The organism is Aeromonas sp. ZOR0001 (genome assembly GCF_000801015.1).
Taxonomy (GTDB): Bacteria; Pseudomonadota; Gammaproteobacteria; order Enterobacterales; family Aeromonadaceae; genus Aeromonas; species Aeromonas veronii.
Genome location: NZ_JRJY01000009.1, coordinates 1 through 21,702 on the forward strand (window position 1 = coordinate 1; position 21,702 = coordinate 21,702).

20 protein-coding genes are annotated in these 21,702 nt (G+C 59.7%); 13 read left to right on the forward strand and 7 right to left on the reverse strand.

What is annotated here, in order from left to right:
• Positions 1-205: 205 nt before the first annotated feature.
• From hemG to pepQ, 4 genes are read right to left on the reverse strand one after another with little or no spacing between them, the layout of a single operon-like run.
• Entirely contained in the window at positions 206-730 is a 525-nt protein-coding gene (hemG, locus tag L972_RS01720) for a menaquinone-dependent protoporphyrinogen IX dehydrogenase (RefSeq protein ID WP_005339483.1), read from the reverse strand.
• Between the two features lie 7 nt (positions 731-737).
• Positions 738-2,195 (reverse strand): TrkH family potassium uptake protein, encoded by a 1,458-nt coding sequence (locus L972_RS01725; RefSeq protein ID WP_005339482.1) that lies wholly within the window; start codon positions 2,193-2,195, stop codon positions 738-740.
• Positions 2,196-2,231: 36 nt separating this feature from the next.
• Complete coding sequence (locus tag L972_RS01730) at positions 2,232-2,849, reverse strand: YigZ family protein (RefSeq protein WP_047434800.1); 618 nt, start codon at positions 2,847-2,849, stop codon at positions 2,232-2,234.
• The gene (gene pepQ, locus L972_RS01735) at positions 2,849-4,171 is read right to left on the reverse strand and encodes a Xaa-Pro dipeptidase (protein ID WP_047434803.1); all 1,323 of its coding nucleotides are present in this window, start codon (positions 4,169-4,171) and stop codon (positions 2,849-2,851) included. Before pepQ ends, L972_RS01730 begins: the two co-directional genes overlap by 1 nt.
• A gap of 191 nt (positions 4,172-4,362) precedes the next feature.
• Here pepQ and L972_RS01740 point away from each other — a divergent pair, with 191 nt between their 5' ends.
• The 6 genes from L972_RS01740 to L972_RS01765 all read left to right on the forward strand — a co-directional run bounded on the left by L972_RS01740 (position 4,363) and on the right by L972_RS01765 (position 13,523).
• Positions 4,363-6,300, forward strand: a complete 1,938-nt coding sequence (locus L972_RS01740; protein ID WP_047434805.1) for an acetoacetate--CoA ligase — start codon at positions 4,363-4,365, stop codon at positions 6,298-6,300.
• Between the two features lie 204 nt (positions 6,301-6,504).
• A complete protein-coding gene (gene fadB / locus L972_RS01745; protein WP_047434808.1) occupies positions 6,505-8,652 on the forward strand; it encodes a fatty acid oxidation complex subunit alpha FadB in 2,148 nt (715 codons plus the stop codon).
• A 21-nt stretch (positions 8,653-8,673) separates the two neighbouring features.
• Entirely contained in the window at positions 8,674-9,837 is a 1,164-nt protein-coding gene (fadA, locus tag L972_RS01750) for an acetyl-CoA C-acyltransferase FadA (protein WP_005342451.1), read from the forward strand.
• A gap of 278 nt (positions 9,838-10,115) precedes the next feature.
• Positions 10,116-10,838, forward strand: a complete 723-nt coding sequence (locus L972_RS01755; RefSeq protein WP_005339475.1) for a response regulator — start codon at positions 10,116-10,118, stop codon at positions 10,836-10,838.
• Complete coding sequence (locus L972_RS01760) at positions 10,835-12,280, forward strand: ATP-binding protein (protein WP_005339474.1); 1,446 nt, start codon at positions 10,835-10,837, stop codon at positions 12,278-12,280. Before L972_RS01755 ends, L972_RS01760 begins: the two co-directional genes overlap by 4 nt.
• Positions 12,281-12,284: 4 nt before the next feature.
• On the forward strand, positions 12,285-13,523 hold the full coding sequence (locus L972_RS01765) for an ABC transporter substrate-binding protein (RefSeq protein ID WP_047434812.1): 1,239 nt from the start codon (positions 12,285-12,287) through the stop codon (positions 13,521-13,523).
• Positions 13,524-13,598: 75 nt separating this feature from the next.
• On the opposite strand, the gene L972_RS01770 is transcribed toward L972_RS01765, so the two are convergent.
• Positions 13,599-13,790, reverse strand: a complete 192-nt coding sequence (locus tag L972_RS01770; protein WP_005339471.1) for a hypothetical protein — start codon at positions 13,788-13,790, stop codon at positions 13,599-13,601.
• 169 nt (positions 13,791-13,959) lie between these two features.
• Here L972_RS01770 and tusA point away from each other — a divergent pair, with 169 nt between their 5' ends.
• Both tusA and L972_RS01780 read left to right on the forward strand, forming a co-directional pair.
• A complete protein-coding gene (gene tusA, locus L972_RS01775; RefSeq protein WP_005339470.1) occupies positions 13,960-14,205 on the forward strand; it encodes a sulfurtransferase TusA in 246 nt (81 codons plus the stop codon).
• 21 nt (positions 14,206-14,226) lie between these two features.
• The gene (locus tag L972_RS01780; protein ID WP_047434816.1) at positions 14,227-14,574 is read left to right on the forward strand and encodes a RidA family protein; all 348 of its coding nucleotides are present in this window, start codon (positions 14,227-14,229) and stop codon (positions 14,572-14,574) included.
• 135 nt (positions 14,575-14,709) lie between these two features.
• Here L972_RS01780 and L972_RS01785 read toward each other — a convergent pair whose 3' ends face one another.
• Positions 14,710-15,366, reverse strand: a complete 657-nt coding sequence (locus L972_RS01785) for an OmpA family lipoprotein (protein ID WP_047434819.1) — start codon at positions 15,364-15,366, stop codon at positions 14,710-14,712.
• A 129-nt stretch (positions 15,367-15,495) separates the two neighbouring features.
• Complete coding sequence (locus tag L972_RS01790; protein WP_047434822.1) at positions 15,496-16,068, reverse strand: DNA-3-methyladenine glycosylase I; 573 nt, start codon at positions 16,066-16,068, stop codon at positions 15,496-15,498.
• 222 nt (positions 16,069-16,290) lie between these two features.
• Here L972_RS01790 and glyQ point away from each other — a divergent pair, with 222 nt between their 5' ends.
• The 5 genes from glyQ to L972_RS01810 all read left to right on the forward strand — a co-directional run bounded on the left by glyQ (position 16,291) and on the right by L972_RS01810 (position 21,657).
• Positions 16,291-17,214, forward strand: coding sequence for a glycine--tRNA ligase subunit alpha (glyQ, locus tag L972_RS01795; RefSeq protein ID WP_005339464.1), 924 nt, complete (start codon positions 16,291-16,293; stop codon positions 17,212-17,214).
• Between the two features lie 9 nt (positions 17,215-17,223).
• On the forward strand, positions 17,224-19,293 hold the full coding sequence (gene glyS, locus L972_RS01800) for a glycine--tRNA ligase subunit beta (RefSeq protein ID WP_047434826.1): 2,070 nt from the start codon (positions 17,224-17,226) through the stop codon (positions 19,291-19,293).
• 129 nt (positions 19,294-19,422) lie between these two features.
• Entirely contained in the window at positions 19,423-19,920 is a 498-nt protein-coding gene (locus L972_RS21255; protein WP_136502317.1) for a hypothetical protein, read from the forward strand.
• Positions 19,921-20,284: 364 nt separating this feature from the next.
• A complete protein-coding gene (locus L972_RS01805; protein WP_047434829.1) occupies positions 20,285-21,049 on the forward strand; it encodes an EAL domain-containing protein in 765 nt (254 codons plus the stop codon).
• 113 nt (positions 21,050-21,162) lie between these two features.
• Positions 21,163-21,657, forward strand: coding sequence for a DM13 domain-containing protein (locus tag L972_RS01810; RefSeq protein ID WP_047434831.1), 495 nt, complete (start codon positions 21,163-21,165; stop codon positions 21,655-21,657).
• The last annotated feature ends 45 nt before the right edge of the window (positions 21,658-21,702 follow it).

The following is a 21,702-nucleotide window of genomic DNA, read 5'->3' on the forward strand; positions in this document are numbered from 1 at the left end:
TCGCTAGGAAGCTGGCTCATCAGTTCGGCGTGTTCCGCCGTGCTTGTAGGGGCGCATTATAGGGAGCCACGCCGGGATGACAAGAGGAAAACTGCAAAAAATGGCACTTTTTACAGTTTTCCGGTTCAACCGTTGTTTTATTAAACAAAAGCCCCGCATCGGCGGGGCTGTTTCGGGCAAGAAACCCTGAATTCACATCACACAGCTACCTTTTCGACCAGAATTCGCGGGCAAAGCTGCGCACCTTTTCCCAATCGGTAAATTCAATGTCCTTACTGGTGTCGGTACTGCCACCGGTAATCTTCATGATCAGCTGGATAATGCGAGTCTGCCACCAGTTATAGCGGGAGTACTGCAGCGCACCGGCAAAGACACCCAAGGTTTTCGGCTTCCAGGGAGAGAGGCGCAGAAACTTCTTCATATAGGCATTGGTTTGCGGCGTCTGCTTTTCTGGCTTGCGGGCTGTCAGGTTGACACAGAAGAAGGCCGCATTGGCCACCTCCAGCTGCTCCTGATGAGCGTGAATAAAGCTGAACAGGCTGGGGTGGAAGTTGCCATAACGGATAGAGGCGCCGATCAAGACCTTGGCATACTTGCTGAGGTTACACATCGGCAAGGTGTGCAGGTCGTGCATCACCACTTCGCATCCCGGCATCTGCTCCAGCATGACATCGACTATTTTGCGGGTTTGGCCATCCCGAGAGGAATAAAGCACCAGAATCTTGTCCATAACAACCTCAACTACGCCAGAATGCAGGAGTAAACAGTACCAGAAGCGTGAAAATTTCCAATCGGCCAAACAACATAGCCAACACCAGTACCCACTGGGCCGCTGGCGAGATATTGCCGAAGTTGGCTGATACCTCTCCCAAACCCGGACCTACGTTGGTGAAAGCCGCAGCCACAGCGGTGAATGCGGTCACTTCGTTCAGCCCCGTCATCAGCAACAGCAGCATGAACATAAAGAAGAGAATAATATAGGTGGCGAAGTAGCCCCACACCGCCTCGACGATGCGCTCGGGCACCGCCCTATTCCCCAGCTTCAAGGTATAGATGGCTCTGGGGTGAACCAACCGCTTCAACTCGCGCATCCCCTGCATGAACAGGATCATAAAACGCATCACCTTGATACCGCCGCCGGTACTGCCCGCACAACAGCCAATAAATGCTGAGAACATCAGCAGCATGGGCAGGAACGAGGGCCAGTCGGCATAGGTCGTGGTGCTGTAGCCGGTGGTGGTCCCCAGAGAGACCGCCTGGAAAAGACCATGGTTGAGCGCCTCTTGCCAGGTGGCGTAGTGTCCGTGGGTCAGCAAGGCGACAAAGCAGATCATCACCAGGGTCGCCTGAATGGCCAGGAACACCTTGAGTTCAGAATCATAGAGGTAGCGACCGAGCCGCACCGGGCGGTGAGAGAAGACGGTAAAGTGGAGCGCAAAGTTCACGCTGGCCAGCAGCAGGAACACCACGGTAATCAGGTTGATGACCGGACTGTTGAAGAATCCGATGCTGGCATCGTGAGTGGAGAAGCCACCGACCGACAGAGTCGAGAAGGAATGGCAGACCGCATCGAACAGCGTCATTCCGGCGAGCCAGTAGGCCAGCGCACAGAGCGCGGTCAGCAGCAGATAGATGAACCAGAGCGCCTTGGCCGTTTCGGCGATGCGCGGCGTCACCTTGGTATCCTTCACCGGCCCCGGGATCTCGGCGCGATAGAGCTGCATGCCCCCGATACCCAGCAGTGGCAGAATGGCCACCGCCAGTACAATGATCCCCATCCCCCCCAGCCACTGCAGCAACTGGCGATAGAACAGAAACGCCTTGGGCAGATTATCGAGCCCGGTCAGTACCGTTGCGCCTGTGGTGGTCAGGCCGGAAAAAGATTCGAAGAAGGCCTCCGAGACCGACATATCCGGCACGTCGCTCATGATGAAGGGCACCGCCCCCACACTGCCCAGCACGGTCCAGAACAGCACCACAATCAGAAAGCCCTCTTTCGAGCGCATCTCCTTCTTGTGGTAGCGATTGGGAAACCAGAGCACTACGCCGAGCAGCAGGGCGATCAGAAAAGAGCTGACGAACTCGGCACCACCACCATCCCGATAGCCAAAGGCCACCAGTGCAGGCAACAGCATGGTCGAGCTGAACAGCGCAACCAGCAGGCCAACAATGCGAATAATGCTCAGGATGTGCATTACAGCTCCCTTTCCCCAATTAAAGAGCGATGGATTCTAGCCATCTAAGGGGCTGAGGGATACCCGCCCATGAGTCCGGTCGGTCAATTCACGGTCCACCTGAGCCCAAACTGAGGACTCCCACGCCACCTGCAAGGTGACCTGCTGACCGTAATCGGCCGCCAGCAATTCGCCATTATGGCTGCTGATCAGCGACTCGACAGTCCCCATGTCACCGTAATCGCAGTGAATGAGAGAGGGTGTGCGTGGCACCTTGAGCAGGGTGGGCAGTTGCTTGAGGGCGGCACCGACGCCGCCCCCATAGGCTTTGACCAGTCCACCGGTGCCAAGCTGGATGCCGCCGTAGTAACGCACCACCACGGCGCAGATTTCACCGAGCCCCGACCCCATCAACTGGGCCAGGATCGGTTTGCCCGCCGTACCGGAAGGTTCGCCGTCATCGCTGAAGCCATAAACCTGACTATCTTGCGGCGCACCAGCCACAAAGGCCCAGCAGTGGTGGCGAGCGGCCGGATGTTGGCGCTTGATCTCGTTAACCCACCCCCTGGCCGCCTCGACGGTCGGGGTGTGGGCGATCAGGGTAATGAAGCGACTCTTCTTTATTTCTTCGGTCAACTCCAGCGGGGCAGCCGGAATGGAGTACGCTGCCGCCATCAGAGTCCTGCTTGTCTGGTCATGTTTTCCACCCCGTTGGCGTGCAGCACCACGTTGTCTTCGATACGGATGCCGCCGAACGGACGCAGCGCCTCCACCTTGTTCCAGTTGACCCGTTTGCCCTGTTCGCCCTGACGCAGCGGCTCCAGCAAACTGTCGATGAAGTAGAGTCCCGGCTCGATGGTGAACACCTGATCCACCTCCATCACCCGGGTGCAGCGCAGATAGGGGAACAGCTCGGGCGCCGCCAGATGGGTGCCGCGCTCATCCTGCATGAAACCGCCCGCATCGTGTACCTGCAAACCGAGGAAGTGGCCGAGGCCATGGGGGAAGAAGACATTGGTCACCCCGGTGTGGATCATCTCGTCTACCGACATGTCCACCAGCTCGGTGGTCTGTAGCAGGCGCGCCAGCTTGTGGTGCATCTGCAGATGCAGCTCGCTGTAGCGACGACCCGGTTTGATCTCCTTGATAATCTCCTGCTGCTGCTCGTCAAGGGCAGCAATCAGATCGGCAAACTCGCCACGCCGCCACGCCCAGGTGCGGGTGATGTCGGAGGCATAACCATGAAAATCGACGCCGGCATCGATCAGGAAGGAGTGGCGCTCCGCATCCGGCACCCGCAAGGCGGACAAATGGGTGTAGTGAAGGATGGCCGCATTGCGGTTGATGGCGACGATATTGCCGTAGGGCGCCTCATTGGCCCCCTGTCCGACCGCCTTCATGTAGGCCAGATTGATCTCGAACTCGCTCGCCCCCGCCATAAAGGAGTCCTTGGCGGCGATATGGCCACGGACACCGATGCGGTTCGCCTCGCGCAGACACTCCAGCTCGTAGGGGGTCTTGTAGGCGCGGTGATAGTGCAGGTAGTTGAGTACCGCCTCCGGATTGGGCTGGGTCAGCCCCAGCAGCTCGGCCACTTCCAGATGGCCGCCAAGGTAGGCCCACTCCTGCTTGTTGGCAGGTAGATGGTCGGCCACCTGTTCCGGCCGGGTCAGGAAACGGATATCGAAGAACTCGACCCAGAAGGCGTTGGGCAGATCCGCCACCTTGTGCCAGAAATCGACCGGGCGGTAGAACAGCAGGATTGGTTTGTTCACCCCGTCCACCAGCAGCCAGCAGTGGGGATTGTCCAGCACCGGCAACCAGGCCTTGAAGTGGGGGTTTACCTTGAACGGGTAATCCTGATCATCGAGGAAGATGCGGTGGGTCTGGCCGGAGTGGATGGCCAGTCCGCTGAGCCCCTGTTGTTGCAGAATGTCGCGGGTGCGCTGCTGCAAGGTATCGAGGTGCTGGGCAAAAAGTTGGCTGTAGCTGCTCATGGCGTCCTGCTCCGAGGTGAATGTGATTGCAGCATAACATCAAGCGCTTGGCGGCTCGACCCGTCAAGCTGCCGCTTCGTGAGGTAACGCATACGTTACAAACATGTTTGTTATCAACACAAAACCAATCATTAACAAATCAAAAACAATTCAATACACTGCCGGTAGATACATGAAGTCAGGGATTACTCATGGACAACCTCTGCCTGTGGCAACCGGATCCGCTCGGGATGCAGCAATCCAACCTCTACCGTTTTATGGCGGAGGTGAACCGTTTCCACGGCTTGCAGTTGCAGAACTACCCGCAGCTTTATCAATGGTCGGTGGAGAAGACCACCCGTTTCTGGCCGCTGGTATGGCAGCACTGCGGCGTCAAAGGCGAGCTCGGCAACATAGTGGCGGAAAACCGTCAGGATATGCAGCGCACCCGCTGGTTCCCCGACAGCCGCCTCAACTTCGCCGAAAACCTGCTGCGCCGTCAGGACGAGAGCCCGGCCATCATCTCCCGCATCGAAGGGAGCCCAAGTCGCACTTTGAGCTGGGGTGAACTGGGGGAACAGGTTGCCCGGCTGGCTCAGTGGCTGCGTCATCAGGGGATTGGTCGTGGCGATGTGGTCGCTGCCTACCTGCCCAATATTCCGGAAACAGTGGTTGCCATGCTGGCAACCACCAGCCTCGGGGCGATCTGGACCGCCACCAGCCCCGACTTTGGCGAGGCCAGCGTGGTAGAGCGCTTCGGCCAGACCCAACCACGAGTGCTGTTTGCGGTGGATGGCTATCGCTACAACGGCAAAGCTATCGACATTCAACAGAAGGTCGCCAGCGTGGTGAGCCAGATCGGCAGCATAGAGCAGACGGTGATGATCCCCCTGCTCGGCAACCCGCTGCAGCTTGGTCACGACTGGCAGCAAGTGCTGGCAAGCCTGCACGGTGCCCAGCTCGCCTTCGAGCCGATGGCTTTCAATGACCCGCTCTACATCCTCTACTCCTCCGGCACCACCGGCAAACCCAAGTGCATCGTGCACGGGATTGGCGGCACCCTGCTGCAACATCTGAAAGAGCACCAGCTGCACTGCGACATCAAGCCGGGGGAGCGAATTTTCTACTTCACCACCTGTGGCTGGATGATGTGGAACTGGCTGGTGAGCGCGCTCGCCTCCGGCGCCACCCTGGTGCTCTATGACGGCTCGCCCTTCTACCCGGATGGCAACGTGCTGTGGGATCTCGCCCGCGACGAGCAGGTCAACTTGTTCGGCACCTCGGCCAAATATCTCGATGCACTGCACAAACAGGGTTACGCCCCCATCAAGAGCCACGATTTGCCGCACTTGCGGCTGATCTGCAGCACCGGATCTGTGCTGTCGCCGGAGGGATTTGACTACGTCTACCAGCAGATAAAGCAGGATGTGCAGCTCAGCTCCATCTCCGGCGGCACCGATATCTGCTCCTGCTTTGTCATCGGCAATCCACTCAGCCCGGTCTATCGCGGCGAGAGCCAGGGGCGCGGCCTCGGCCTCGCGGTGCAGGTATTCAACGAGGCGGGCCAGCCGGTGCAGGGAGAGAAGGGCGAGCTGGTCTGCACCAAGCCGTTCCCGGCCCAGCCTATCTACTTCTGGGGCGACGAGAATGGCGACAAGTACCACGCAGCCTACTTCGAGCGGTTCGACAACATCTGGTGCCACGGCGACTGGATCGAGCTGACCCCGACTGGCGGCATTCTGTTCTACGGCCGCTCCGACGCCACCCTCAACCCGGGCGGCGTGCGCATCGGCACCAGCGAGATCTACCGCTATGTCGAGCAGCTGGACGAGGTGGAGGAGAGCATCGTCATCGGCCAACAGTGGCAGCAAGACGAGCGGGTGGTGCTGTTCGTCAAGCTCAAGGTGGGTTGCAAGCTGGATGAGCCGCTGCGCGAGCGGATCCGCCAGCAAATAAAGCAGCACTGCACCGCCCGCCACGTGCCCGCCCGCATCCTGCAGGTGGATGCCATCCCCCGCACCAAGTCCGGCAAGATCGTCGAACTGGCGGTGCGGGAGGTAGTGCACAACAGACCCGTCAACAACACCCACGCCCTCGCCGATCCCGAGGTGCTGAACCAGTATCGCAACCGGCCGGAACTGGCCAGTTGATAGCAAACTCATATTCATCCGAGGCGCCGCAAGGCGCCTCTCTTTTGCCCGTTTTGTGATGAAGAGCTTTTACTCGAGATCTGTTAAACAAATGTTTTAAATAGGTGTTGAAAATGTCTCCTTTTGGATCAATAGTGAGCCTCGCCCCCTGCTGGGGATTAAGGAGCACCACTCCCCACTGAGTGGGAACAAGGAGACACTCTCATGATCTACCAAGGCGAAACCCTGTCGGTCAGCTACCTCGAAAACGGCATTGCCGAGCTGAGGTTTGATGCCCCGGGTTCAGTCAACAAGCTGGATCGCGCTACCCTGCTCTCCCTGAGCGAAGCGATCGCCGCATTACAACAAGAACGTGAACTAAAAGGTCTGATCCTCACCTCCGGCAAAGACGCCTTTATCGTCGGTGCCGACATTACCGAATTCCTGGAACTGTTCGATCTGCCGCAAGAAGATCTGCTCGGCTGGCTGAAAAAGGCCAACGACATCTTCAATGCCATCGAAGATCTGCCGGTTCCGACCCTCTCCGCCATCAAGGGCCACGCCTTGGGCGGCGGCTGCGAGACCATTCTCTCCACCGACTTCCGTCTGGCTGACACCACAGCCAAAATCGGCCTGCCCGAGACCAAACTCGGCATCATGCCGGGCTTTGGCGGCACCGTCCGCCTGCCGCGAGTGATCGGCGCCGACAACGCGCTCGAGTGGATCACCACCGGCAAGGATTACCGTGCCGATGACGCCCTCAAGGTGGGCGCCATCGACGCCGTGGTCGCCCCGGACGCACTGCAGAGCGCTGCGCTGCAGATGATCAAAGACGCCATCGCGGGCAAGCTGGACTGGCAGAGCCGTCGCGCCGCCAAGAAAGCCCCGCTGCGCCTCTCCAAACTGGAAGCCATGATGAGCTTCACCACCGCCGCCGGCATGGTTGCCGCCGTGGCGGGCAAACACTATCCGGCGCCTATGACTGCGGTGAAAACCGTCGAGGCCGCCGCAGGCATGGGCCGTGACGAGGCGCTGGCCGTTGAAGCACAGGGCTTTATCAAGCTGGCCAAGACCGACGTGGCCAAGGCGCTGGTCGGTATCTTCCTGAACGATCAACACATCAAGGCGCTGGCCAAGAAGGCGGCCAAGCAGGCGAGCAAGGCCACTGGCCACGCCGCCGTACTGGGTGCCGGCATCATGGGCGGCGGCATCGCCTACCAGTCTGCCAGCAAGGGCATTCCGGCGGTGATGAAGGACATCAACGAGAAGGCGCTGGCACTTGGCATGAATGAGGCCACCAAGCTGCTCAACGGCCAGCTCGAAAAGGGCCGCATCGATGGCATCAAGATGGGCCAGGTGCTCTCTGCCATTACCCCAACCCTCAGCTATGACAACGTCAAGCATGTGGACGTCGTGGTCGAAGCCGTGGTCGAGAACCCGAAAGTGAAAGCCGCCGTACTGGGCGAAGTGGAAGGGATCATTGGCGAAGACGCAGTGCTCGCCAGCAACACCTCCACCATCCCAATCTCCCTGCTGGCCAAGGGGCTGAAGCGCCCGCAGAACTTCTGCGGCATGCACTTCTTCAACCCGGTGCACCGCATGCCACTGGTGGAGATCATTCGCGGCGAGCAAACCTCCGATGAAACCATCAACCGCGTGGTGGCCTATGCCGCAGCCATGGGCAAGTCCCCGGTGGTGGTCAACGACTGCCCGGGCTTCTTCGTCAACCGCGTGCTGTTCCCCTACTTCTTCGGCTTCAACAAGCTGGTCGCCGATGGCGCCGACTTCGCGGCCGTCGACAAGGTGATGGAGAAGGAGTTCGGCTGGCCGATGGGCCCCGCCTACCTGCTGGACGTGGTTGGCATCGACACCGGTCACCATGCCGGTGACGTGATGGCGCAAGGCTTCCCGGCGCGGATGAGCAAGGAAGGCCGCACCGCCATCGACGTGATGTACGAAGTGAACCGCTTCGGTCAGAAGAACAGCAAGGGCTTCTACGCCTACGAGCAGGACAAGAAGGGCAAGCCGAAGAAGGTGGCTGACGCCGCTGCTTACGAGCTGCTGGCCCCCATCGCCAAGCCGAAACAGGATTTCGAAAAGGAAGCCATCATCGCCCGCATGATGATCCCGATGATCAACGAGGTGGTGCTCTGTCTGGAAGAGGGCATAGTCGCCACGCCAGCCGAAGCCGACATCGCACTGGTCTACGGTCTGGGCTTCCCTCCCTTCCGCGGCGGCGTGTTCCGCTATCTGGACACTATCGGTCTGGATCGCTACGTGGCCATGGCCGACCAGTATGCCGACTTGGGCCCGCTCTACCGCGTCAGCGACAAGCTGCGCGAGATGGCTGCCCAAGGCAAAACCTTCTACTGATTGCGGAAAGGAGATCCATTCATGAAAGACGTAGTCATTGTCGACTGTATCCGGACCCCGATGGGCCGGTCCAAGGGCGGCGCCTTCCGCAACGTGCGTGCAGAAGATCTGTCCGCGCACCTGATGAAATCCATCCTGCTGCGCAACCCCAACCTCGACCCGAACGAGATCGAGGATATCTACTGGGGCTGCGTGCAGCAGACCCTTGAGCAGGGCTTCAACATCGCCCGCAACGCCGCGCTGCTGGCCGGTATTCCCAAGCAGGTGGGGGCGGTCACCGTCAACCGCCTGTGTGGCTCCTCCATGCAGGCGCTGCACGACGCCTCCCGTGCCATTCAGGTGGGTGACGGGGATATCTTCATCATCGGCGGCGTCGAGCACATGGGCCACGTGCCGATGAGCCACGGCGTCGACTTCCACCCCGGCATGGCCAAGTCGGTGGCGAAAGCCTCCGGCATGATGGGGTTGACCGCCGAGATGCTCGGCAAGCTGCACGGCATCAGCCGCCAGCAGCAGGACGAGTTTGCCGCCCGCTCCCATCGCCGTGCCCACGCCGCCACCGTGGAAGGACGTTTTGCCAAGGAGATCGTCGGGCTGGAAGGCCATGACGCCAGCGGCGCCCGCTTCTTCTACGACTATGACGAGGTGATCCGCCCAGAGACCACGGTCGAAACCCTGAGCCAACTGCGCCCAGTGTTTGACCCGGTCAACGGCACCGTCACCGCTGGCAGCTCCTCGGCCCTGTCCGATGGCGCCGCCGCCATGCTGGTGATGAGCGCGGATCGCGCCAAGGCCCTCGGCCTCACGCCGCGCGCCAAGGTACGTGCCATGGCCATCGCCGGCTGTGACGCCGCCATCATGGGTTACGGCCCGGTACCGGCCACCCAGAAGGCGCTCAAGCGTGCCGGCCTGACTGTCGGTGATATCGACCTGTTCGAGCTGAACGAGGCGTTTGCCGCCCAGTCCCTGCCCTGCGTGAAGGATCTGGGTCTGCAGGATCTGGTGGACGAGAAGGTAAACCTGAACGGCGGCGCCATTGCGCTGGGCCACCCGCTCGGCTGCTCCGGCGCCCGCATCTCCACCACCCTCATCAATCTGATGGAGGAGAAGGATGCCACCCTGGGGGTTGCCACCATGTGTATCGGTCTGGGTCAGGGCATCGCCACCGTGTTTGAACGGGTGTGATAACCAGCCGGATCGACGGGATGCACTACTGAGAGTTGTCCCTTTTCGGGGCCAGTCTGACTGGCCCCTTTTCAAGTCTGTGACGATCGCCACACGGGGTGCTCGTCAGTGGTCAGAAGCTGTCTGTTGGCCGTCCCGTTTGGGTCGGCCTTTTTTCGTTTTAATCTTATCAATAGGCTGTTATTGCCTTAAACCTCACATTAGATAGGGGGCTTGCTTGCTTTTTACTCCCCCGACAGGTTCAATCTGCACAAAAAAATGGGTGGATGCACATACATATGTCAATGAGCAAACAACTGCTGATCGTCGATGACGACCAAGAGATCCGCGAGCTGCTCAATGAGTACCTGACCCGGGCGGGCTTTCAGGTATTGACGGCGGCGGAGGGCAACGAGATGCGCCAGCAACTCGCCCAGCACAGCCCGGACCTGATTATTCTGGACATCATGATGCCCGGCGAAGACGGTTTTACCCTCTGCCAGCAGATCCGTCGTGACTCCCAGGTGCCCATCATCATGCTGACCGCCGCCTCCGACGAAGCGGATCGGGTGATCGGTCTGGAACTGGGTGCCGACGACTATATCGCCAAGCCGTTCAGCCCCCGCGAACTGCAGGCCCGCATCAAGGCACTGCTGCGCCGCGCCGAATTCCGCCAGCCGGAAAAAGAGAAAGAGCCGAGCCGCCGCCTGCGTTTTGCCGAGTGGACCCTCGACACCCTGAGCCACCAGCTGACCCACGACGATGGCAGCCTGCTGGATCTCTCCGGCAGCGATGCCATGCTGCTCGGCATGTTCCTGCAACAGCCCGGCGTGGTGCTGGATCGGGACACCATCTCGGATGCCACCCGCGGCCGCGAAAGTCTGCCGATGGAGCGCGGCATCGACGTACAGATCAGCCGTCTGCGCCAGAAGCTGGGCGACAACGGCAAGAGCCCGCGCATCATCAAGACCATCCGCGGTAGCGGCTACATGCTGATTGCCGAGGTGCACGAGCTGCCATGAGCAACAAGTGGTCCTGGGGGGCGCTGGTGCCCCGCTCCCTGTTGTCACGGATGATCCTGCTGTTGTTGCTGGCCATCCTGCTCTCCCAGACCATTCTGACCGGCATCTGGATGCAGCAGATCCAGAAGCGGGAACTGGAGGGGATGCTCAGCACCACCCGCAACCTCGCCATGTCTGCCGCTTCCACCGTCAACTTCTTCAAATCCCTGCCGCTGCAGTATCGCCATATCGCGCTGGACCAACTGCGCAACATGGGGGGCAGCCGCTTCTTCGTCTCACTCAACGAAGAGGAGATCCACATCAACGCCATCCCCGACAGCGAACGCAAGACGCAGGTGCTGGAGGAGGTGCAGGGAGTGCTGACCCGCAAGCTCTCCGACGCCATGGCGATCAAGGTGGACTTCTCCCGCCCCGATGACCTCCACGTCTTCAACAACGATACCCTGCTGGCGGATCTCCCCTCCTCCTGGGCCCGTTACACCCTGTCGCTGGAGCCGCTCAATCCGCCGGTGCTGGTAACCCAGATCGAGATTGAAAAGGGGGAGTGGCTCTATCTGGCGGCCCTGCTGCCCGCCCCCTACATGACCCTCGACGATACCGTGATGCCGAGCAACCAGGTGCGTTTCATCGCCCTGATGACGGTGTTCCTCTGCTTCTTCACCTTTATGCTGGTGCGCTGGCAGACCCGCCCGCTGCGCCGTCTCGCCAAGGCGGCGGTCAATCTGGGCAAGGATATCGACCAGCCTTCGCTCAAAGAGGAAGGGGCGTCGGAAATCGTGGCGGCCACCCGCGCCTTCAACATCATGCAGCACCGCATTCGCCGTTATATCGATGATCGGGAACGGCTGTTCAGCTCCATCTCCCACGATCTCAAGACCCCCATCACCCGACTGCGACTGCGGGTCGAACTGCTCGACGACGAGGTGCAAATCGCCAAGTTCAACAAGGATCTCGACGAGCTGGAGCTGATGGTGAAAGGGGCGTTGCAGACGGTCAAAGAGACCGACATTCACGAGAATATCGAAGAGATCGATATCAACGCCCTGCTGGAGCAGATGGCGGAGTCGATGAACCTGCACGACGAGCGGCTGACCATCGAAGGGCACTGCAAGTGGCCCTATCGCGGCAAGCTGCTGGCGCTCAAGCGCTGCATCGGCAATCTGGTGGACAACGGCATCAAATATGGCCAGCGGGTGCGCATCATCATCATGGATGACGAGGAGATGCTGATTCTCTTCATCATGGATGAGGGCCCCGGTCTGCCGGACGATCAGTTCGAGCGCATCTTCGAACCCTATTACCGGCTCAGCACCGATCAGGCCGGCACTGGCCTCGGCCTTGGCATCGCCCGCAACATTGCCCACGCCCACGGCGGCGATCTGGTGCTGGAAAACCGTCCGCAAGGTGGCCTGCAGGCCACGCTCTCCCTACCAAGGCAGTAACCTTATGAAGTGGTTGTCTTTTTCTGTCATCGCCCTGCTCTCTGCTCCCGTTGCCGCCTCCCAGGTGGAGGTACTGCACTGGTGGACGTCCGGCGGCGAAGCAAAAGCGGTCGAAGTGCTCAAATCCGAGTGGACCAAACAGGGCAACCAGTGGAACGACTTCGCGGTACAGGGCGGCGGCGGCAAGAGTGCCATGACGGTATTGAAGAGCCGGGCACTGGCGGCCAACCCGCCCGAAGCAGCTCACCTCAAGGGCTATGAACTCAAGGAGTGGGCCGGGCTCGGCTTCCTGCGCGATCTCACCCCCATGGCCGAACACCTCGGCTGGTACAGCCAGATGCCGCCCATGGTACGGGCCACCCTCAGCCAGAATGGCGCCCTGATGGCGGTGCCCACCGGCATCCACCGGGTCAACTGGCTGTGGCTAAACCGCAAGATCTTCGAGCGCAACAAGCTGACTCCACCCACTGACTGGGCCCAGTTTGTCACCGTCGCCGACCAGCTTAAAAAACGGGGCATCACCCCGCTCGCCATCGGTAACGAGCCCTGGCAGCTGGCGGTACTGTTTGAAACGGTGGCGCTCGGTGAGGGCGGAAAAGAATTCTATCGCAAGGCGTTCCTCGAGCAGGACAGCGCCACCCTGACCGGCCCCGACATGGTGCGGGTGTTGACCCGTTTCCAGCAGCTGCGCGCCTACGTCCCGCAAAAATACGCCGGTCTGAAGTGGCATCAGGCCACCAACCTGCTGGAGAGCGGTGGCGCCGCCATGCAGGTGATGGGGGACTGGGTGAAGGGTGAACTGAGTGCCGGTAACTACCGGCCGGGTGAGGATATCGCCTGCCTGCCGAGCCCGGGCAGCGCCGGACTGTTCAGCTACAACCTAGACTCCATCGCCATGTTCAAACAGCGGGATCCGGCCCAGCTGCAGGCGCAGGGCGATCTGGCCCAACTACTGATGACGCCGCAATTTCAGGAGGAGTTCAATCGGGTGAAGGGGTCGATCCCGGCGCTGACCAATCCCGACATGAGCAAGTTCGACCGCTGCGCCGTCCGCTCCTATCAGGATTTCCTGCTGGCGGAAAAGCAGGACAACCTGCTGCCCAGCATGGCGGAGGGGATGGCGACGCCGACCAATATGCGGCAGGCAATCCTCGATGTGCTGAGCAACTTCTTCAACGACCCCAAGGCCAACCCGGAGCAGACGGCGCTGCATCTGGAGCGGGCGATGCGCTCGACCCGCTGATCCGGGCACATTGCCAAACGGCAGAAATGACAAAGGCGGAATTGCTCCGCCTTTGTTGTTGAATCGTCATCCGATTCAGGATTGATCGTTCTCGTCCTCATCCTCGTCATAGTAATCGCTGAGCTCGATCCAGAGCCCCAACCCGACCATCACCATGGAGCCGAACCAGGTACCGGTATTCCCGATCGGGCTGCCCATCACTATCATGGCGAAGGACAAGAACCCCATGCCTGCATAGGCTTGTAATCTGCCGTAGGAGACCTGCATATTCACCTCCTTGTTGAATATGGTTCAATTTTTATATTACTCGTCCGGCGCAAGCTGGATAGGGCCGAATAACATTTCGGTTACATATGCTGGTTGATGGGGCGTTTGTTTGATTATTTTTTAGCCCTGAGTATCATTGGCAGCCGAATAGGTTGAAGGTTGATAATAGATGAGTGATTTATTCTGCGGCGCAACCCACGAGTTGGACGCAATCGGGCTTCGTTGCCCGGAACCCGTTATGATGGTTCGCAAGAAAGTGCGGCTGATGGCGGATGGCGAGACCCTGCTGGTCAGCGCCGACGATCCTTCAACCACCCGCGACATCCCCAGTTTCTGCCGCTTTATGGATCACACCCTGGTCGCCAGCGAGACAGAGCAGGCCCCCTACCGCTACCTGATCCGCAAGGGTCAATAAGCCCCCGTACCGGAGCACTCCATGACAACCATTACCCGAATCGGCACCACCCAGCGTTGGTCAGACGTGGTCATCCACAATGGCACCCTCTACGTGGTGGAAGTGCCCGTCAGCGAAGAGGCCGACATCCACCAGCAGACCCGCGAAGTGCTGGCAAGCCTGCAGCGCCTGCTGGAAGCCAACGGCTCCGGCATCGACAAGATCCTGATGGCCAATATCTATCTCAAAGACATTCAGGACATCGCTGCCTTCAACGAGCAGTGGGATGCCTGGATCCCGGCAGGCACCGCACCCGTGCGCGCCTGCGTACAAGCCCGTCTGGCCCACGAAGGCTACAAGGTGGAAGTGCAGCTGACTGCAGCTGTCTAAGAGGCGCTTATCCCCGCCTCTTCTCCCACGAGGGGAGAAGGGAGCAAACAACAAGGCGTCATTGCTCGCCACGGCGCCAATAGAAAGGCCCCGCCATCACTGGCGGGGCCTTTTCGTTACCGAAACCTGAGCAACTTAGGCGGTCGGGGTCAGGGTAATGGTCACGCGGCGGTTCTGGGCTTTGCCAGCGGCGGTGCTGTTGGTAGCAACCGGCTGATCCGGCCCCACGCCGGTGGTGGAGATGCGGCTACCTGCTACGCCCTGACCAATCAGCTGGGCGGCAACGGCATCGGCACGATCGCGGGAGAGCTTCATGTTCAGATCGCGGGAACCTGTGCTGTCGGTGTGACCGACCACGTTCAGGCGGGTCTTGTCGAACTCGGCAACCACCATGGCCACGCCGGAGAGGGTGTTGGCACCGGCCGCTTTCAGCTGGGAGCTGGAGCTGTCGAAGGTGACGTTGTTCGGCATGTTGAGGATCAGCTCATTGCTATTGCGGGTCACGCTGACGCCGGTGCCCTGCAGCTTCTCGCGCAGCTTGGCTTCCTGCACGTCCATGTAGTAGCCGATACCGCCACCCAGCGCCGCGCCGGCAGCAACGCCGGTCAGGATGCCCTTCTTGCGGTCACCCTTGCTGGAGGAGAGCGCACCTACGGCCGCACCGGCAGCGGCGCCAGCCAGCGCGCCCCAGGCACCTTTGGAGGTCTGGGATTCACCTGTGTAGGGGTTGGTGGTACAGCCGCTCAGGGCAACGGTCAGTGCCAGAGCAGGCACCAGGATCTTGGCTCGCATGAAAAAACCTCTGTGAAAACAATCCGGCACCATGCCGGGGGCCGGATTGTAACGCGCTGGCACGCCATTGTCTGACGCAAGCCTGAACAGATGGCGAGAGTGGTGTTTTTTTGGGCAATCGGCGGGCTATCAGCGCGGTAATTGACACTCGGCGTGGCAAGGGCAGCTGACCAGATGATCGTTCACCATCCCCACCGCCTGCATAAAGGCGTAACAGATGGTGCTGCCGACGAAGTTGAAGCCAAGCTTCTTGAGTGCTTTCGACATGGCATCCGACTCCGGCGAGGTCGCCGGAATATCGCCGTTGCCCTGCCGCTGGTTGACGATGGGGGCGCCGCCCACAAAGCCCCACAGGTAGTCGGCGAAGTCGATCCCCTGCTCCTGCAAGGCCAGATAAGCGCGGGCATTTCTGATGATCGACTGCACCTTGAGCCGGTTGCGGATGATGCCGCTGTCCTGCATCAACCGCTCCACATCCTGCTCGTCGAAGCGGGCAATCTGCACCGGATCAAAGTCGGCATAGGCGCGGTAATAGCTCTCGGTGCGCTTGAGGATGGTGATCCACGACAGCCCCGCCTGCTGGCCGTCGAGGCAGAGCTTGGCAAACAGCTCACGCGAGTCATAGACCGGCCTGCCCCACTGTTTGTCATGGTATTCAATGTATTCCGGGTCCTTGGTCACCCAGGCGCAGCGCAGTTCCATTTCCTCTCCCTCGTTATTTCAGCGGTTTGCCCGACCCTGCCCACTCTGCAGGCGGCACTGCTCACATCATATACCGGACATCCCGCCCGACCAGCCACAACGCAGCACCATCCCGCGAATCCGCTGCAATTTCGCCTATTATCCGACCATGCCAGACGGTATACTCCCTCGGTTCACATTCAGCAAATCTTGCTCTGATTTTCACTTCGCGCGAAAAAAATTATGCAAAAATTCGATGTCAAAACCTTTCAGGGCCTGATCCTGCAGCTGCAGGACTATTGGTCCCGCCAGGGCTGTACCATCATTCAGCCGCTGGATATGGAAGTGGGTGCCGGTACTTCCCACCCCATGACCTGTCTGCGTGCCCTGGGCCCGGAGCCCATCGCCTGCGCCTACGTGCAACCGTCCCGCCGTCCGACCGACGGCCGCTACGGTGAAAACCCGAACCGCCTGCAGCACTACTACCAGTTCCAGGTGATCATCAAGCCTTCCCCCGACAACATTCAGGAACTCTATCTGGGCTCCCTGAAAGAGCTGGGCATGGATCCTGAAATCCATGACATCCGCTTCGTGGAAGACAACTGGGAAAACCCGACTCTGGGTGCCTGGGGTCTGGGCTGGGAAGTGTGGCTGAACGGCATGGAAGTGACCCAGTTCACCTACTTCCAGCAGGTTGGCGGCCTCGAGTGCAAGCCGGTCACCGGCGAGATCACCTACGGTCTCGAGCGTCTGGCCATGTACATTCAGGGCGTGGACAGCGTCTACGATCTGGTCTGGTCTGACGGTCCGCTGGGCAAGACCACCTACGGCGACGTGTTCCACCAGAACGAAGTGGAGCAATCCACCTACAACTTCGAACACGCCGATGTGGAGTTCCTGTTCCACTGCTTCGAGCAGTACGAGAAGGAAGCCCAGAATCTGCTGGCACTGGAAAAACCGCTGCCGCTGCCTGCCTACGAGCGCATCCTCAAAGCCGCTCACTCCTTCAACCTGCTGGATGCCCGCAAGGCCATCTCGGTCACCGAGCGTCAGCGCTACATCCTGCGCATTCGCACCCTGACCAAGGCCGTGGCAGAGGCATACTACGCCTCCCGCGAAGCGCTGGGCTTCCCTATGTGTCAGCGCAGTGAGAACAAGCAAGGTTAAGGAACGGACATGGCACAACATACATTTCTGGTAGAGATCGGTACTGCTGAGCTGCCGCCCAAAGCCCTGCGCTCCCTGGCCGAAGCCTTTGCCGACAACTTCAAAGCCGAACTGACCAAGGCCGACCTGGCCTTCGGCGACGTCGAGTGGTTTGCCTCACCGCGCCGTCTGGCGCTGAAGGTAAGCGAGCTGGCTGGCGAACAGCCGAGCAAGAGCGTCGAGAAGCGCGGCCCGGCCGTGGCGCAGGCGTTCGATGCCGAAGGCAAGCCGACCAAGGCAGCCGAAGGCTGGGCCCGTGGCAACGGCATCACCGTTGAGCAGGCCGAGCGTCTGGTCACCGACAAGGGTGAGTGGCTGGTTCACACAGCCAAGGTCGAAGGCCGTCCGGCCAAAGAATTGCTGGGCGAGCTGGTTAGCCAGGCGCTGGCCAAGCTGCCGATCCCGAAAATGATGCGCTGGGGCGACAAGACCATCCAGTTCGTGCGTCCGGTCTTCACCGTGACCCTGCTGCTGGATGGCGAGCTGGTTCCCGCTCACATTCTGGGTATCGACTCTGCCCGCACCATCCGCGGTCACCGCTTTATGGGTGAGAGCGAGTTCACCATCGACAACGCCAGCCAGTACCCGCAGATCCTGCAGGAGCGCGGCATGGTGATTGCCGACTTTATGGCGCGCAAGGCCAAGATCAAGGCTGACGTCGAAGCGGCCGCTGCCGCCTTCGGTGGCGTGGCCGATCTGGACGACGCCCTGCTGGAAGAAGTGACCGCACTGGTCGAGTGGCCTGTGGTGCTGACCGCCAACTTCGAAGAGAAGTTCCTGGCCGTTCCGGCTGAAGCGCTGGTTCACACCATGAAGGGTGACCAGAAGTACTTCCCGGTCTACGACAAGAACGGCAAGCTGCTGCCGAAGTTCATCTTCGTCACCAACATCAAATCCAAAGACCCGAGCCAGATCATCAGCGGCAATGAGAAGGTGGTTCGCCCCCGTCTCTCTGACGCCGAGTTCTTCTTCAAGACCGACCTCAAGCAGACTCTGGCCTCCCGCCTGCCGCGCCTTGAAACCGTGCTGTTCCAGCAACAGCTTGGCACCGTCAAGGCCAAGGTCGAGCGCATCGAGACCGTCGCCGGCTTTATCGCCGAACGTATCGGTGCCGACGTAGCTCAGGCCAAGCGTGCCGGTCTGCTCTCCAAGTGTGACCTGATGACCAACATGGTCGGCGAGTTCACCGACACCCAGGGTGTCATGGGGATGCACTACGCCCGTCACGATGGCGAAGACGAAGCGGTGGCCGTGGCCCTCAACGAGCAGTACATGCCGCGCTTTGCCGGTGATACCCTGCCGTCCGGTCTGGTTGCCTGCGCCGTCGCGCTGGCCGACAAGTTCGACACCCTGGCCGGTATCTTCGGCATCGGCATGCTGCCCAAGGGTGACAAGGACCCGTTCGCCCTGCGTCGCGCCGCCATCGGTGCCCTGCGCATCATGACCGAGAAGCAGCTGGACTTGGATCTGGTTGAACTGGTTGAAGAAGCGGTACGCGTCTACGGCGACAAGCTGACCAACAAAACCGTCGTCACCGACGTGGTCGACTTTATGCTGGGCCGCTTCCGCGCCGCCTATCAGGACGAAGGCATCGGTGCCGACGTGGTGCTGGCCGTACTGGCCCGCCGCCCGACCCGTCCGCTCGACTTCGATCGTCGCGTCAAGGCCGTCAGCCACTTCCGCACGCTGGATGCCGCACTGGCACTGGCTGCCGCCAACAAGCGCGTGAGCAACATTCTGGCCAAGGTCGAAGGCGAACTGCCGACTGCCGTCAAACCGGAACTGCTGGCCGATGCCGCCGAGAAGGCGCTGGCCACCCAGGTTGCCGAACTGCAAGCCGAACTGGCCCCGCTGTTCGCCGCCGGTGACTATCAGGCTGCCCTCACCCGTCTGGCCGCCCTGCGCGAGCCGGTCGATACCTTCTTCAACGAAGTGATGGTGATGGCCGACGACGAGGCCCTCAAGGCCAACCGTTTGGCACTGCTGAACAACCTGCGCAACCTGTTCCTGCAAGTCGCGGATATCTCGCTGCTGCAGTGATTAGAGTTTGCTAACCAGATCAAAGAACGGCGTCGTAAGGCGCCGTTTTTATATAGCAAGATACAAAAACATATTACGATATAAGCGTTATTTGAAAAACTAGGTTAATCACCCCATGGATGGAACACTATGAATAAAATATTAATTACCACCACTTTATTTTTAATCAACCCTTCATTTGCAGCTGATGACGCCACAATATCCCGTTTAGTAAGAGACTACAGTGAGACTGTCGCTTGCCAAGTAGGTGGCGAAGGGGAGCCTGGTGAGTTAAAACAATATAGTGCGGTAAGATTATCAGAAGGTTACTCTGTAGAAGATGATGTAGGCTCGAAATGGTTAGTTTATTGGGCTGGTGATATGGGATGTAATGGTGGGAATGGAACTCGGCTACCACAACTAACCGTGGTTGCAATTAATGGCTTTAGGAACACACCTGTTGTTGACACTAGTTATAAATTACCTTATACCAATCTCGTGCAGGTAACAGAAATGAAAAATGACCAAGGCATGGTAACCATTTCTGGTCTTGCTTATGGTGATAATGATACCCAACACCATCCACGAGAAAAAGTTACATATAAGTTTAAATTTGATGAGCAAAACAATAAGTTTATTCCACAGTAAATATTAAAATTAGTTTTTATACAGATTGCACAGTTTGTACAGATCTAGTTATCACCTGCCCCCTGCCTCAAATCGGTATCTTTTTACACTATATCGATCGACGAAAATGGGGGCTCTTGCCTCATCCAAACCGTAGGTTCGATTAGCCGTCAGGCGTAATCGGACATTCGCGTAAATAGACTCTCCCGCCATAACGGCCAGCCTAATTCCACCCTCCGGCTGGCCGACACGGTTACACGGCAACAACCTTAATCAAAGCCTCTCGATCGTCCGATTACGCTGCACTAATCGAACCTACAGGGGGGGTGATCAGCTGTTATCATTTGAGACAGTGCCCAGCGCCGCCACGCCCAAGAGGAAAGTCATGGATATACCTGCCGCCCCGTCCCCCGCCATCTGCCAGTTGTGTCAGGAGAAAGCCGGTCTCGACTTCGACTTCACCATGGCCTTCCAGCCCATCGTCGATTGCAGCCAGCGCACCATATTCGGCTATGAGGCGCTGGTGCGGGGGATCAACAACGAACCGGCGCAGAGCGTGATTGCCCGGGTCAACGACGACAACCGCTACCGTTTCGATCAGCTGTGCCGCATCAAGGCCATCGCGCTGGCCGCCCGGCTCGATATGCGGGGCATGCTGAGCATCAATTTTCTGCCAAACGCGGTCTACCGTCCGGAGCGCTGCATCCGCACCACCCTGCAGGCGGCCCGCGAGCACCACTTCCCCATCGCGCAGATCATGTTCGAGCTGACCGAGGTGGAGCAGGTGCAGGATAGCCAGCATCTTCGCGGCATCGTCGATCACTATCAGGCCCTCGGCTTCAAAACGGCGATCGATGACTTTGGTGCCGGTTACTCGGGCCTCAACCTGCTGGCCGATTTTCACCCCAATATCGTCAAACTCGATATGCACCTGCTGCGCGGCATCGACCATGACCCGACCCGGCAAGCCATAGTGCGCCACTGTCTGGCACTGTTTGCGGAGCTGCAGATCACCCCGCTGGCGGAGGGGATCGAGACCCGCGAAGAGATGGCCTGTCTGCGTGAGATGGGCATCAACCTGATGCAGGGCTACCTGTTCGCCCGCCCCGGCTTCGAAACCCTGCCCGAGGTGGATTTCGACAGCCTGTAAGCCATGTCGGCCAGGGCTGCGCAAACATCCGGCTCCATTGCGCTGGACGACAAGCGCTTTAGCCAGCACCACTGCTATGATGCTGGCACCTGTTCATCAACGACCGAGATATCATGAGACGCAAAACCATGGCCCTGCTGCTGGGCACCCATCTGCTGGTCGCGGCGGCAGGCTTTGCCGCTGGTGTCTACACCCTGCCGATCCTGATCGCGCCACCCGCCCCTGATACCGAGCTGGTCGCGGCCAGCCAGCAGCAGGCGAGATTCCACGGCACCTTTCGCCGGGATCTGAAAGACAGCGATCGGCTGCACTGGGGGGAAGGCAAGGTGAGCATAGGGCCGGATGCCGTCAGCCTGATGGGCAAGCTGGCCCCCGGGCCGGACTACCAGCTCTACCTCTCCCCCGAGTTTGTCGAGACCGAAGCCGATTTTGCCCGCCTCAAGGATCAGATGGTGCGAGTCGGGCCGGTGAAGACCTTCGACAACTTTATCGTGCCGCTGCCCGCCACGATCGATCCGGCCCGCTACAGCAGCGTGATCGTCTGGTGTGAAACCTTCGGCCAGTTCATCACCGCCGCCCGTTATCAGGATCTGCGTCTGGAGCAGTAACCTCGCCCCAGACCCGCACCATGAAAAAGGGCTGACATCGCTGTC

Bases quoted from the DNA above. Each gene is read 5' to 3' on its own strand.
- fadB (WP_047434808.1), top strand. From the start codon at position 6,505: ATGATCTACCAAGGCGAAACCCTGTCGGTCAGCTACCTCGAAAACGGC.
- L972_RS01740 (WP_047434805.1), top strand. From the start codon at position 4,363: ATGGACAACCTCTGCCTGTGGCAACCGGATCCGCTCGGGATGCAGCAA.
- L972_RS01760 (WP_005339474.1), top strand. From the start codon at position 10,835: ATGAGCAACAAGTGGTCCTGGGGGGCGCTGGTGCCCCGCTCCCTGTTG.
- L972_RS01725 (WP_005339482.1), bottom strand. From the start codon at position 2,195: ATGCACATCCTGAGCATTATTCGCATTGTTGGCCTGCTGGTTGCGCTG.
- L972_RS01790 (WP_047434822.1), bottom strand. From the start codon at position 16,068: ATGGAACTGCGCTGCGCCTGGGTGACCAAGGACCCGGAATACATTGAA.
- L972_RS01730 (WP_047434800.1), bottom strand. From the start codon at position 2,849: ATGGCGGCAGCGTACTCCATTCCGGCTGCCCCGCTGGAGTTGACCGAA.
- L972_RS01810 (WP_047434831.1), top strand. From the start codon at position 21,163: ATGAGACGCAAAACCATGGCCCTGCTGCTGGGCACCCATCTGCTGGTC.
- fadA (WP_005342451.1), top strand. From the start codon at position 8,674: ATGAAAGACGTAGTCATTGTCGACTGTATCCGGACCCCGATGGGCCGG.
- L972_RS01770 (WP_005339471.1), bottom strand. From the start codon at position 13,790: ATGCAGGTCTCCTACGGCAGATTACAAGCCTATGCAGGCATGGGGTTC.
- glyQ (WP_005339464.1), top strand. From the start codon at position 16,291: ATGCAAAAATTCGATGTCAAAACCTTTCAGGGCCTGATCCTGCAGCTG.
- tusA (WP_005339470.1), top strand. From the start codon at position 13,960: ATGAGTGATTTATTCTGCGGCGCAACCCACGAGTTGGACGCAATCGGG.
- L972_RS21255 (WP_136502317.1), top strand. From the start codon at position 19,423: ATGAATAAAATATTAATTACCACCACTTTATTTTTAATCAACCCTTCA.
- L972_RS01780 (WP_047434816.1), top strand. From the start codon at position 14,227: ATGACAACCATTACCCGAATCGGCACCACCCAGCGTTGGTCAGACGTG.
- L972_RS01805 (WP_047434829.1), top strand. From the start codon at position 20,285: ATGGATATACCTGCCGCCCCGTCCCCCGCCATCTGCCAGTTGTGTCAG.
- L972_RS01785 (WP_047434819.1), bottom strand. From the start codon at position 15,366: ATGCGAGCCAAGATCCTGGTGCCTGCTCTGGCACTGACCGTTGCCCTG.
- glyS (WP_047434826.1), top strand. From the start codon at position 17,224: ATGGCACAACATACATTTCTGGTAGAGATCGGTACTGCTGAGCTGCCG.
- pepQ (WP_047434803.1), bottom strand. From the start codon at position 4,171: ATGAGCAGCTACAGCCAACTTTTTGCCCAGCACCTCGATACCTTGCAG.
- L972_RS01755 (WP_005339475.1), top strand. From the start codon at position 10,116: ATGTCAATGAGCAAACAACTGCTGATCGTCGATGACGACCAAGAGATC.
- hemG (WP_005339483.1), bottom strand. From the start codon at position 730: ATGGACAAGATTCTGGTGCTTTATTCCTCTCGGGATGGCCAAACCCGC.
- L972_RS01765 (WP_047434812.1), top strand. From the start codon at position 12,285: ATGAAGTGGTTGTCTTTTTCTGTCATCGCCCTGCTCTCTGCTCCCGTT.